This is a genomic window from Citrobacter freundii complex sp. 2025EL-00176 (assembly GCF_053309355.1).
Genome location: NZ_JBRYHT010000006.1, coordinates 87801 through 100921, shown reverse-complemented (window position 1 = coordinate 100921; position 13121 = coordinate 87801). Strand labels below are relative to the sequence as shown.

The window sequence follows — 13121 nt, the reverse complement described above, 5'->3', positions numbered from 1 at the left end:
TCGCTTGCCCGGCATCAATTCATTAACCCAGGTCGGATAAGGCGCTAGCCGCATCCGGCAATTCAATCACTTGAATCCTTTTTGATCCTTAATCAGCTCGTAAGCTTTTTGAATTTCCTGCGCCTTTTGCTTGGCCATTTCCATCATTTCTGGCGGTAAACCTTTCGCGACCAGTTTGTCCGGATGGTGTTCGCTCATCAGTTTACGATAAGCGCGCTTAATGGTGGTCGCATCGTCGGTTGTTTTAACACCGAGAACATTGCAGGCGTCTTCCAGCGTCGGGCCTCGTTGCGCCTGCTGCCAGCCGCCGCCACTGGACTGCTGCTGATATCCACCGCCAAACTGTGCCCCGCCCTGCATCATACGCAGGAACTGATCAAACTGGGTCCGTGAGATCCCCAACTCTTCAGCGATCACATACAGCACTTCACGTTCGTTAGGATGCAATGACCCGTCGGCAAATGCCGCCTGGATCTGAATCTCCAGAAACATGCGGATCAGATCGAATCGACCAAAACAGACGCTGCGAAACTGACGCATCTTTTCACGTAATGGGTAATTGTCTGATTTTCCCACCCGGAAGGCGTGTTGCGCGGCAGTACGGGAATCACCGTGCAAATTCATCCGATCCATCAGCTGGCTGGCAATATGAATATCGGCTTCCGTGACGCGACCTTTGGATTTGGTCAGATGCCCCATCACCTCAAAAGTGGTGGCAAAAAAAAGCGCCTGGCGTTCACGTTGGTTGGCAAACCACGCCATTTTGCGCATGCGAGCTTTGTCGAACATGTGGCCGACTAACAGGCCGAGAACCACACCCCAGAAGCCGCCGCCCATCATTAAAGCCACGGCTACACCAATTATCTTTCCCCAATACTGCATAGACTCCCCAAATCTTTATGCTATCAGCCAGGCTATGTCCCACAATATAAGGTGCTTTTACCGTTTGACGGCTGCGGTCAATTGTGGGACATCGCCTATAATTTGCATTATCATACCTGTCATTCAATGCCGTGCCTAACACCACGGATGCCTAAATGGGCAGGATTAACACTAGCGCAGTGAAGATGAGATAAGTTAGGCTGTGACCGTTTGTCACGCGCGACGCTACCGATGATGGAACAATAAATACAACGTATGAAAAAACGTATTCCCACTCTTCTGGCCACCATGATTGCCAGCGCCCTTTATAGTCAACAGGGCCTGGCAGCCGATCTCGCCTCACAGTGTATGCTGGGCGTGCCGAGCTATAACCGTCCTCTGGTGAAGGGCGAAACCAATGAATTACCCGTCACCATCAATGCCGATAACGCGAAAGGGAATTACCCGGATGACGCGGTGTTTACCGGCAACGTGGATATTGCGCAGGGTAATAGCCGCCTGCAGGCCGACGAAGTTCAGCTTCATCAGAAGCAGGCAGAAGGCCAGCCGGAGCCAGTACGTACCGTCGATGCGTTGGGTAATGTCCATTACGATGACAATCAGGTTATTCTGAAGGGACCGAAGGGCTGGTCTAATCTGAATACCAAAGATACCAACATCTGGGAAGGTGATTACCAGATGGTGGGTCGTCAGGGACGCGGGAAAGCCGACCTGATGAAGCAGCGTGGGGAAAACCGCTATACCATTCTGGAAAACGGTAGCTTTACCTCCTGTCTGCCCGGTTCCGATACCTGGAGCGTCGTCGGTAGCGAAGTCATCCACGATCGTGAAGAACAGGTCGCAGAGATCTGGAACGCCCGTTTTAAACTGGGTCCGGTTCCGGTCTTTTACAGTCCTTATTTACAGTTGCCCGTCGGCGATAAGCGCCGTTCCGGTTTCCTGATCCCGAACGCAAAATACTCGACTAATAACTATTTTGAGTTCTATCTCCCGTATTACTGGAACATTGCGCCCAATATGGACGCCACCATTACGCCGCATTATATGCACCGTCGTGGCGGCATCATGTGGGAGAACGAATTCCGCTATCTTACCCAGGCGGGCGCAGGCCTGATGGAGTTCGACTATCTGAACTCCGATAAAGTGTACGAAGATGATAATCCGAAGGATGACAATTCACGCCGCTGGCTGTTTTACTGGCGGCACGCTGGCGTCATGGACCAGGTGTGGCGTTTCAACGTCGACTACACCAAGGTCAGCGATTCTAGCTACTTCAACGACTTTGACAACAAGTACGGTTCCAGTACCGACGGCTATGCCACGCAAAAATTCAGCGTCGGCTATGCGGTACAGAACTTTGACGCTACGGTATCTACCAAACAATTCCAGGTTTTTGGTGACCAGAATAAAAGTAGCTATTCCGCCGAACCGCAATTAGATGTCAACTTCTACCAGAACGACGTCGGCCCTTTTGATACTCGTATTTATGGCCAGGCGGTTCATTTCGTGAACACCACGGATTATATGCCGGAAGCAACACGTCTGCATCTGGAGCCAACGATTAACCTGCCGCTGTCAAATAACTGGGGCAGTGTCAATACCGAAGCGAAACTGCTGGCAACGCACTATCAGCAAAGTAACCTCGATTGGTACAACAGCAAGCCAAGCAACGTGAACAAGCTAGACGATTCAGCCAACCGCGTCATGCCGCAGTTTAAAGTCGACGGCAAGATGGTATTCGAGCGTGACATGAACATGCTGGCGCCGGGATATACCCAGACGCTGGAGCCGCGCGCGCAGTACCTGTACGTCCCATATCGCAATCAAAGTCATATTTATAACTATGACTCATCCCTGCTGCAATCTGACTACAGTGGCCTGTTCCGTGACCGTACCTATGGCGGTCTGGACCGTATTGCGTCCGCCAACCAGGTAACGACCGGGGTCACATCTCGCGTTTATGATGACGCAGCCGTTGAACGTTTTAATATTTCTGTGGGTCAAATCTACTATTTCACCGAGTCTCGCACTGGCGATGACCATACAGAATGGGAAAATGACGACAAAACGGGCTCACTGGTATGGGCGGGTGATACCTACTGGCGCATCTCCGATCGTTGGGGTTTACGCAGTGGGATCCAGTACGACACGCGTCTGGATAGCATCGCAACCAGCAATAGCAGTATCGAATACCGCCGCGACGAAAACCGTATGCTGCAATTGAACTACCGTTATGCCAGCCCAGAGTATATTAAGGCCGCTGTACCTTCACGCGATGTCACTAACGCCCAATATGAAAATGGGATTTCACAGGTGGGTGCGGTGGCGAGCTTCCCGATTGCCGACCGCTGGTCGATTGTCGGTGCTTACTACTTCGATACCAATGTGAACAAAGAAGCAGATTCAATGCTGGGCTTACAGTACAACTCCTGCTGTTACGCCATTCGCTTTGGCTACGAACGTAAGCTGAACGGTTGGGATAACAAAATGCAGCACGCGATTTATGACAACACGATCGGCTTTAATATCGAACTGCGCGGCCTGAGCTCTAACTACGGTCTCGGCACCAACCAAATGTTGCGTTCGAACATTTTGCCGTATCAAAGCGCTTTATGATCTGATTGATTTACAACGTAATCCGCATTGCGGTTAATTGAAATGGAAAAAGTATGAAGAACTGGAAAACGCTGCTTCTCGGTATCGCCATGATCGCGAATACCAGTTTCGCTGCCCCACAGGTAGTCGATAAAGTCGCAGCCGTCGTCAATAACGGCGTCGTTCTCGAAAGCGACGTCGATGGCTTAATGCAGTCAGTAAAACTTAATGCGGGTCAGGCTGGTCAGCAGTTACCGGACGACGCCACGCTGCGTCATCAGATCCTGGAGCGTTTGATCATGGATCAAATCCTCCTGCAAATGGGTCAGAAGATGGGTGTTAAAATCTCTGACGAGCAGTTGGATCAGGCTATCGCCAACATCGCCAAGCAGAACAACATGACGCTGGATCAGATGCGCAGCCGTCTGGCGCAGGATGGCTTGAGCTATTCGACCTATCGTAGCCAGATCCGCAAAGAGATGACCATCTCCGAAGTGCGTAACAACGAAGTTCGCCGTCGCGTCACCATTCTGCCGCAGGAAGTGGATGCCCTGGCGCAGCAGGTTGGCAACCAAAACGATGCCAGCACCGAGCTGAACCTGAGCCACATTTTGATTCCATTACCGGAAAACCCAACTTCAGAGCAGGTTAACGAGGCTGAAAGCCAGGCGCGTTCCGTTGTTGATGAAGCGCGTAACGGTAGCGATTTTGGCAAACTGGCCATCACTTACTCCGCAGACCAGCAGGCGCTGAAAGGCGGTCAGATGGGCTGGGGACGTATTCAGGAACTGCCGGGTATCTTTGCTCAGGCGTTAAGTACCGCGAAGAAAGGCGATATCATCGGCCCTATTCGTTCAGGTGTGGGTTTCCACATCCTGAAAGTCAACGATATGCGTGGTCAAAGCCAGAGCATCTCCGTGACTGAAGTGCACGCCCGCCATATTCTGCTGAAGCCATCGCCGATCATGACCGATCAACAGGCGCGTCTGAAGCTGGAACAAATCGCGGCAGATATTAAGAGCGGTAAAACCACCTTCGCAGCAGCAGCGAAAGAGTTTTCTCAGGATCCCGGTTCTGCCAACCAGGGCGGCGATCTGGGCTGGGCTGCGGCGGATATTTTCGATCCCGCTTTCCGCGATGCGCTGACCAAACTTAACAAAGGCCAGATGAGCGCCCCGGTGCATTCCTCTTTCGGTTGGCATCTGATCGAACTGCTGGACACGCGTAATGTGGATAAAACTGACGCAGCGCAGAAAGACCGTGCCTACCGTATGCTGATGAACCGTAAATTCTCGGAAGAAGCAGCGACCTGGATGCAGGAACAGCGCGCCAGCGCATACGTTAAAATTCTGAGCAACTAATGACTCGTATTCAACGCGTTGTCATCACTCCCGGCGAACCCGCCGGGATTGGCCCAGACCTCGTGGTTCAGCTCGCACAGCGTGAGTGGCCCGTAGAACTCGTCGTCTGTGCGGATGCCGCTCTTCTCAGTGACCGGGCAGCGATGCTCGGTTTACCGCTTTCACTCCTCCCCTACTCTTCAGATACCCCAGCCAGACCGCAATCAGCAGGTACGTTGACGCTGTTACCGATTGCGCTGCGGACACCTGTAGTTGCAGGTCAGTTGGCGGTAGAAAATGGGCAATATGTTGTGGATACGCTGGCTCGCGCCTGCGATGGTTGTCTGCAAGGTGAATTTGCGGCGCTGATTACCGGTCCTGTCCACAAGGGCGTAATCAATGACGCTGGCGTGCCGTTTACCGGACATACCGAGTTTTTTGAAGAGCGATCGCAGGCGAAAAAAGTGGTGATGATGCTGGCGACGGAGGAGCTGCGCGTTGCTCTGGCCACCACGCATTTGCCGCTCAGAGCCGTTGCCGACGCCATTACGCCTGCCCTGTTGCAGGAAGTGATCGGCATTCTGCATCATGATTTGCGCACCAAATTTGGCATTGCTGATCCGCATATTCTGGTGTGCGGTCTTAACCCGCATGCTGGTGAAGGCGGTCATATGGGGACGGAAGAGATAGACACCATCATTCCCGTCCTTGATGCACTGCGTACGCAGGGGATGAAACTAAACGGCCCACTGCCAGCAGATACGCTGTTTCAGCCCAAATATCTCGACCACGCGGATGCCGTATTGGCAATGTACCACGATCAAGGCCTCCCCGTGCTAAAATACCAGGGATTTGGTCGCGGTGTGAATATCACGCTGGGCCTACCTTTTATTCGTACATCCGTCGATCACGGCACCGCACTTGAACTTGCGGGTCGTGGGCAAGCAGATGTCGGCAGTTTTATTACGGCGCTTAATCTCGCCATCAAAATGATTGTTAATACTAATGAATAATCGAGTCCATCAGGGCCACTTAGCCCGTAAACGTTTCGGGCAAAACTTCCTTAACGATCAGTTTGTGATCGAAAGTATTGTCTCTGCTATCAACCCGCAGAAGGGACAGGCAATGGTCGAAATCGGCCCGGGTCTGGCTGCATTGACCGAGCCAGTAGGCGAGCGCCTGGATAAGCTCACGGTCATTGAACTGGACCGGGACCTTGCCGCGCGCCTGCAAACTCACCCGTTTTTAGGACCAAAGCTGACGATTTATCAGCAAGATGCCATGACCATGAACTTCGGCGAGCTCGCACAAACGATGGGCCAGCCGCTGCGCGTTTTCGGCAACCTGCCGTACAACATCTCCACGCCGCTGATGTTCCATCTTTTTACCTATACTGATGCCATTGCCGACATGCATTTCATGTTGCAAAAAGAGGTGGTCAATCGTCTGGTTGCAGGGCCAAACAGTAAAGCGTATGGTCGATTAAGCGTCATGGCGCAATATTATTGCAATGTGATCCCGGTACTCGAAGTACCGCCATCCGCATTCACGCCTGCGCCAAAAGTCGATTCCGCCGTTGTGCGTCTGGTTCCTCATGCGACGATGCCGTACCCGGTTAAAGATGTCCGCGTGCTGAGCCGTATTACCACCGAAGCGTTTAATCAGCGCCGTAAAACGGTACGTAACAGCCTCGGCAACCTGTTTAGCGTTGAGGTCCTGACCGAGCTGGGTATTGATCCGGCGATGCGCGCGGAAAATATCTCTGTCGCGCAATACTGCCGGATGGCTAACTATCTGTCAGAAAACGCGCCATCGAAGGAGAGTTAAAGATGATCAATTCGCCCCGAGTGTGCATTCAGGTACAAAGCGTCTACATTGAGGCGCAATCCTCACCTGATGATGAACGTTACGTTTTTGCTTATACCGTGACTATCCGCAATTTGGGGCGAGCGCCTGTGCAGCTGTTGGGGCGTTATTGGTTGATCACTAATGGTCATGGCCGTGAAACCGAAGTTCAGGGCGAAGGCGTGGTTGGCGTTCAGCCCCACATCGAACCTGGCGAAGAGTATCAGTACACCAGCGGTGCGGTAATTGAAACACCGCTGGGCACCATGCAGGGTCATTACGAAATGATCGATGAACAAGGCATCGCTTTTACCATCGACATTCCCGTGTTTCGGCTCGCCGTTCCAACACTCATTCACTAAAACAATAACTATGGCGACATACCTTATTGGCGACGTTCACGGTTGTTACGATGAACTGATCGCCTTGCTGCACCAGGTAGACTTTACCCCCGAACAAGACACCCTATGGCTCACCGGCGATCTGGTCGCGCGTGGACCTGGCTCTCTGGACGTTTTACGCTACGTGAAATCGCTGGGCGATAGCGTGCGGTTAGTCCTTGGCAATCACGATTTGCACCTGCTGGCCGTGTTTGCCGGTATCAGCCGTAACAAACCGAAAGACCGACTCACACCGCTGCTTGAAGCACCTGACGCGGATGAGTTGCTTAATTGGTTACGCCGCCAGCCGCTCTTACAGATTGATGAAGAGAAGAAGCTGGTGATGGCGCATGCCGGTATTACCCCACAATGGGATCTGCAGACCGCGAGGAATTGCGCCCGCGATGTTGAAGCCGTATTGTCGAGCGACTCGTATCCCTTCTTCCTCGACGCCATGTATGGCGACATGCCAAACAACTGGACACCGGAACTCACGGGACTGGCGCGCCTGCGTTTTATTACCAACGCATTTACCCGCATGCGCTACTGCTTCCCCAACGGTCAGTTGGATATGTACAGCAAAGAGTCGCCAGAAGATGCGCCAGCCCCGCTGAAGCCCTGGTTTGCCATTCCAGGACCTGTCAGTGAAGCCTATAGCATTGCTTTCGGGCACTGGGCATCGCTGGAGGGGAAAGGCACGCCTGAAGGTATCTACGCGCTGGATACGGGATGTTGCTGGGGGGGAGACCTCACCTGTCTGCGCTGGGAAGACAAACAGTACTTTGTGCAGCCATCAAATCGCCATCAGAATCTGGATCCCGGCGAAGCGGTCAACGCCTGATAGTCGTTTGCCGGATGCGGTGCTCGCACCTTATCCGGCCTAAATTAGCTGGATGATAAGGCATTTCGCCGCCATCCGGCATTTACAGTATTAACGACGTTCAAGAATCTCGAAGCAGTAGCTGTGGGAGTTTTGTGCGTCGGCATCGTGAAATTCGCTGAACACCGATTCCCAATCGTCCGGTTCGTAGTCCGGGAAATGCGTATCCCCTTCCACTTCCGCATCAATGTGTGTCAGATACAGTTTTTGCGCTTTCGGCAGGAACTGCTCATACACGCGTCCACCGCCAATCACCATAATTTCAGGTTCATCGCCGCAGGCCGCTATTGCTTCATCAACAGACTTCACCCACTGCACACGATCGTCGGTGCCAGGTTGACTACTGATGACGATATTTTTACGCCCTGGCAACGGTCGCCCGATGGATTCCCAGGTATGGCGTCCCATGACAACTGGCTTGTTTAAGGTATTACGTTTAAACCAGGCGAGATCGGCAGGTAGGTTCCATGGCATGGCGTTTTCCATACCGATGACGCGATCTACCGCTAACGCCGCAATCAGACTGATCATTGAATGTTTCCCGGATACAAAAAAATTGTCGCCACTATACGGAAAGCGCAATCTTTCGTCGACTGGCGGAAAGAGGATGAGCATGAAAATTTTCCGTTCTGCTGGCGAACCGACCTATTTAAGGTGGTACGCCAGCATTACAGTAGTTCAAAAACAGCCAATTAGCAGTAAAGTTTGCAGAACATCACATTTTTTACTCTATGCTGACGGTTTCACTTCCGGCTCATCGGCGACGTCGCCCGTATGTTTACCTTCATCCGTACCTTGCCAGCCATGGCGTTGAATTAACGATAAGTGTTGGCGATCTTCCGCAATAATTTCACTCAGCATTGCGCTGGTGCGTTTATATACCGCTGCACGGGAAATCGCGTCATTTTCCCCTTTCACCATCTCCTCAACCATGAGCATATTGAAGCGACGGAATACGTCGGCCCGCTCACGCGCTTCATAGCGCCCCAGCCCAAGACCTTCCAGCGCCAGACGCCCGGTCTTCAGCGCGCCTTCAAAGGTTTCACGTTCCGGCATTTCCACACCCGCCTGGCGCAGGCGAATGTAATGATCCACATCGCGCGCGCGGGCAATAATTTGCAGATGAGGGAAATGTTCCTTCACCATTTCGGTTAATTGCAGGCTGGTTTGCGGATCGTCAATGGCGTTAATAATGACTTCAGCTTTAGCCGCCCCAGCAGACTCCAGCAGATCCATCCGGGTCGCATCGCCATAGAAAACCTTCATACCGAATTTACGTAGCGTTTCGATATGGTCTGGGTCATGATCAAGAACCACCATTTTGACGCCGCTCGACAACAGCAAACGGCCGGTAATCTGACCAAATCGCCCAAACCCGGCGATGATCACTCGCGGTTGTTCTTCGTCGATTTCATCCGCTTCCCGCTCTTCACCGGTCGCCGATTTTTCCAGTCGCGTCAAAATCACCAGTAAAATCGGCGTCGCCGCCATCGACAGCGCCACCGCCAGGGTCAACGATTTCGCCCAATCAGGATCAAGCACGTTTGCCATTTGCGCCGCGCCAAATACCACAAAGGCAAATTCACTGCCCTGCCCTAATAATACGGCAAACCAGCGACGTTGCTTATTCGGCACCTGCAACGGTTTCGCTATCAACCACAGCATGACGGTTTTGATAACCAAGAAACCGACCAGCAAGATGATAATACGCAAGGGGTTATCAATCAGCGTGCCAAAATCGATAGACATCCCCACGCCGATGAAGAACAAACCCAACAACAGCCCTTTGAACGGTTCAATATCGCTTTCCAGCGCGTGGCGATACTCAGAGCTGGCCAGCAGCACACCGGCCAGAAACGCCCCCATCGCCATCGACAGTCCAACCTCTTCCAACAGCAGACCGAAGCCAAACACGAGGAACAGCGCGACGGCGCTAAACACTTCCCGCAGGCCTGAACGGGCGACAAAACGTAAGGCCGGACGCGTCACATAGCGACCTAACAGCACCACCAGCACCAGTGCGCCCGCCACCTTTAGCGCAGAGAGCGCAAACGCGCCAAGCGTCGTCGATGCGCCGCTCGCCGCGAGTAATGGGATCATCGCCACCAGTGGAATAGCGGCGATATCCTGGAACAGCAGCACGGCAAATGCGCTACGTCCCAGTTGCGACACCATCAGGTTACGTTCATTCATCGCCTGCATAGCAATGGCCGTGGAGGAAAGCGCCAGCGTCATGCCGATGAGTTCCGCTACCTGCCAGCGCAGGCCGAGGAACATACAGAACAGACCGATCAGCCCGCCGCAAACCACCATTTGTAATGCACCGCCGCCAAACACCGAGGCTCGCAGCTTCCACAAACGTTGCGGATCCAGTTCCAGGCCGATGACAAACAGCATCAGCACCACGCCGATCTCGGCAAAATGGAGGATTGATTCGGCATCTGTCACCAGCCTCAAGCCCCAGGGACCGATGATGCACCCGGCGATGAGATAGCCCAGCACTGACCCTAAGCCCAGCCGTACGGCGATGGGTACAATCAGCGCCGCCGAACCGAGGTAAATCAGCGCCTGTATTAGCGTATGACTATCCATGATGCACCTCCTGCCACTCCAGCAGACGCTGTTTATAGTGGCGCGCCTGCGCCTGTAGCGTTTCATCATCACAAACAAACGTACAGTGCATCGCAAACGGCGGCAGCCATTTGAGGCCGCAATATAAAGCCGTTGCCTGTAAGGGCTGGGAAAGTACATCAAAGCCGGGATGGGAGCCGATATCAAAGTGGTTTTCACCGCCGCCGGTCGTCACAGCCCACAGCAGATGTTTACCGTGCAGCGCTGTACCGCCATGGCCATAGGCCCAGCCGTGAGAGAGGACTTTATCCATCCACAATTTGAGTAACGGAGGCGTGCTATACCACTGCATAGGATGCTGCCAGATAATTAAATCTGCGCGTGCCAACGCATCCTGTTCAGCGGCAATATCGATATTGAAATCGGGGTAGAGCTGGTAGAGCGAGCGGATCTCCACGCCCTCCAGCGTCCTTGCCTGATCAAGCATCCGCTTATTCGCATGCGAATGCTGCGGATAGGGATGCGCATAAATGATGAGAATCATGATTAGCCTGTGTCACTGCATTATTGTAATAACAGTGAGTTTAGTCAGTTAATCCACAGGCTAACAGTCAATATTATTGAGGCCTATACACAAAATCATTCATGTTGCATCAAGGCGGCAAGGGAAGGACAAATTCGTCTGGAACGAATTTGAACAGCCGAAGGCTGCCTTCGGTGAGGGACATGGATGTCCCTCATTAATCCCCAGTCACTTACTCATTAATCCCCAGTCACTTACTAAAGTAAGTGACTGGGGTGAATGAGCGCAGCCAACACTGAGGCAACTTGAAGGATGAAGTGTATATTAGTTGTCCAGCTCGCTCATATCTTTAACCTGATCGCGGTTAATCTGTTCCGTCTTACCCGTTTGCGCATTTTTATATGACACCAGGCCAGTATCATCATCCACTTGCGGTTTGCCGTCGGTCACGATCGTTTTGCCATCGGTGGTTTTAACCGCCTGGTTTGAGGAACAACCGGCGACGGTAAACAGTGCTGCTGCGGTAAAAATAGAGGTGATCAGGATATGTTTTTGCATGGTGTTCTCCCTGCTTTTCAGTCGTTTTCAGTGATATATAGATTAACTGTAGGCTAACTGACTGAGTTACAGGGAAAATACAGAACACTCCTAATAGCCTGGCCTGGTCACGGGCTTACTGCGAATCGTCATTTGGCTGGTTTGAGACAACGTCAGGCCGCGTGTTTCTGGTGCAAAAGCGATGGACACGAGCAGGCCAATCAGCGAAATCCCGGCCCCCATCAGCATGACATTACTGATGCCGTATTTGCTAATGAACACCGGCAGCGCCCAGGTGGAAACAATGGTCCCGATGCGGCTTAATGACATAATCACCCCGACGGCAGACGCGCGAATATCGGTAGGGAACAACTCGTTGGGATACAGCCACTGCAGATTCCCCGGCCCCCCAGAGAAAAATGCGTATACAGCAAAGGCCAGCACCACCAGCCACGCGCCCATATCAGGAATTAACCCCAGTACGGCCAGCGCCAGCGTCATCATAATAAAGCTGCCAATCAACAGCGGTCGCCGCCCCGCGCTATTGAGCCAGAACATCGGCGGAATACACCCCAGCATAAAGCACAAGCTAATCACCACGTTGCCCAACGCGGCGCTTTTCCCGGCCCCCAGTCCCAGTAGCCCAACAATCTGCGGACCAAAGGTATAAATGGCGAACATCGGGATCACCTGACAGGTCCAGATGGCGGCAACAAACAGCACAAACGGGAAATGACGGCGGTTAAACAGCTGGAGAAAACGCGTCTCCTGCGGTGCTTCTTCGTCGAACACCACCGGTTCGCCGAACAGCTTGATCATCATCGCCTCGCACTCTTTCACCCGGCCTTTACGTAGCAGCCAGCGCGGCGATTCAGGCAGATCAAAACGGCCAATCAGGATCAAAATACAGGGGATCACCGCGCTGCCTAACATCCAGCGCCATCCGCCCTCAACATCATACAAACAGTAACCAACCAGATCGGCACAGGTTGCGCCGACATACCACATCGCCGCGATAAAACCGATAGAGAAGGCACGCTGGCGGGTATTGGAGAATTCGGTGATCATCGAGGTGGCGATCGGGTAATCGGCGCCAATCACAATGCCGATCAGCACGCGCATCACCAACAGCTCAACGGGCGAGGAGACAAACATGGTCGCTGCCGATATCACGCCAATAGCGATGATATCGATAATAAACATTTTGCGCCGCCCGACCTTATCGGAAATGTAGCCAAACAGCGACGTACCGACAAACAGTCCGGCCAGCGTGCCCGCACCCAGCAGGCCAATCCACTGAGCATCCAGTTTCAATGCTGGCGTGAGTTGTTCCAGCGCCACGCCAATCATTACCAGCACATAACCATCCAGAAACGGCCCACCGCTTCCCCATAGCATTATCCGGCGGTGAATAGAGGTAAATTTGATGTCATCAAAGTTCCTGGGCTGCTGCATGGTGATGTCCTGTTTCAACACGGGCAAAGCGTCATCTGTAGGCCGGATAAGGCGTTTACGCCGCCATCCGGCATTGGCGCCACATGATTGCCGGATGGCGATGCTACCGCATC

General features: G+C 52.9%; 12 protein-coding genes. 6 read left to right on the top strand and 6 right to left on the bottom strand.

Annotated features, from left to right (window positions below):
• Window positions 1-66: 66 nt before the first annotated feature.
• Window positions 67-882, bottom strand: coding sequence for a co-chaperone DjlA (djlA, locus tag ACVXHP_RS13825; protein ID WP_447571654.1), 816 nt, complete (start codon window positions 880-882; stop codon window positions 67-69).
• 255 nt (window positions 883-1137) lie between these two features.
• On the opposite strand from djlA, the gene lptD reads away from it, so the two are divergent.
• From lptD to apaH, 6 genes are read left to right on the top strand one after another with little or no spacing between them, the layout of a single operon-like run.
• Window positions 1138-3498 carry an LPS assembly protein LptD gene (gene lptD / locus ACVXHP_RS13820; protein WP_447571653.1) on the top strand — a complete coding sequence of 787 codons (2361 nt, stop codon included), beginning with the start codon at window positions 1138-1140 and terminating at the stop codon, window positions 3496-3498.
• A gap of 53 nt (window positions 3499-3551) precedes the next feature.
• The gene (surA, locus tag ACVXHP_RS13815; RefSeq protein ID WP_200008580.1) at window positions 3552-4838 is read left to right on the top strand and encodes a peptidylprolyl isomerase SurA; all 1287 of its coding nucleotides are present in this window, start codon (window positions 3552-3554) and stop codon (window positions 4836-4838) included.
• A complete protein-coding gene (gene pdxA, locus ACVXHP_RS13810) occupies window positions 4838-5830 on the top strand; it encodes a 4-hydroxythreonine-4-phosphate dehydrogenase PdxA (RefSeq protein WP_304702320.1) in 993 nt (330 codons plus the stop codon). The genes surA and pdxA overlap by 1 nt, the downstream gene beginning before the upstream one ends.
• Window positions 5823-6644, top strand: coding sequence for a 16S rRNA (adenine(1518)-N(6)/adenine(1519)-N(6))-dimethyltransferase RsmA (gene rsmA / locus ACVXHP_RS13805; protein WP_005124503.1), 822 nt, complete (start codon window positions 5823-5825; stop codon window positions 6642-6644). The genes pdxA and rsmA overlap by 8 nt, the downstream gene beginning before the upstream one ends.
• A 2-nt stretch (window positions 6645-6646) precedes the next feature.
• A complete protein-coding gene (gene apaG, locus ACVXHP_RS13800; protein ID WP_003018867.1) occupies window positions 6647-7024 on the top strand; it encodes a Co2+/Mg2+ efflux protein ApaG in 378 nt (125 codons plus the stop codon).
• Between the two features lie 10 nt (window positions 7025-7034).
• Window positions 7035-7883, top strand: a complete 849-nt coding sequence (gene apaH / locus ACVXHP_RS13795) for a bis(5'-nucleosyl)-tetraphosphatase (symmetrical) ApaH (RefSeq protein ID WP_200008579.1) — start codon at window positions 7035-7037, stop codon at window positions 7881-7883.
• Window positions 7884-7973: 90 nt separating this feature from the next.
• Here the strand turns inward: apaH and folA are convergent, their stop codons facing one another.
• The 5 genes from folA to ACVXHP_RS13770 form a co-directional block, all read right to left on the bottom strand.
• Complete coding sequence (folA, locus tag ACVXHP_RS13790) at window positions 7974-8453, bottom strand: type 3 dihydrofolate reductase (protein WP_136345316.1); 480 nt, start codon at window positions 8451-8453, stop codon at window positions 7974-7976.
• Window positions 8454-8651: 198 nt separating this feature from the next.
• Complete coding sequence (kefC, locus tag ACVXHP_RS13785; RefSeq protein ID WP_316129271.1) at window positions 8652-10514, bottom strand: glutathione-regulated potassium-efflux system protein KefC; 1863 nt, start codon at window positions 10512-10514, stop codon at window positions 8652-8654.
• Window positions 10507-11037 (bottom strand): glutathione-regulated potassium-efflux system oxidoreductase KefF, encoded by a 531-nt coding sequence (kefF, locus tag ACVXHP_RS13780; protein WP_316129272.1) that lies wholly within the window; start codon window positions 11035-11037, stop codon window positions 10507-10509. Before kefF ends, kefC begins: the two co-directional genes overlap by 8 nt.
• A 303-nt stretch (window positions 11038-11340) precedes the next feature.
• Complete coding sequence (locus tag ACVXHP_RS13775; protein ID WP_003018880.1) at window positions 11341-11574, bottom strand: YgdI/YgdR family lipoprotein; 234 nt, start codon at window positions 11572-11574, stop codon at window positions 11341-11343.
• 90 nt (window positions 11575-11664) lie between these two features.
• On the bottom strand, window positions 11665-13008 hold the full coding sequence (locus ACVXHP_RS13770) for an MFS transporter (protein ID WP_200008576.1): 1344 nt from the start codon (window positions 13006-13008) through the stop codon (window positions 11665-11667).
• Window positions 13009-13121: the final 113 nt, after the last annotated feature.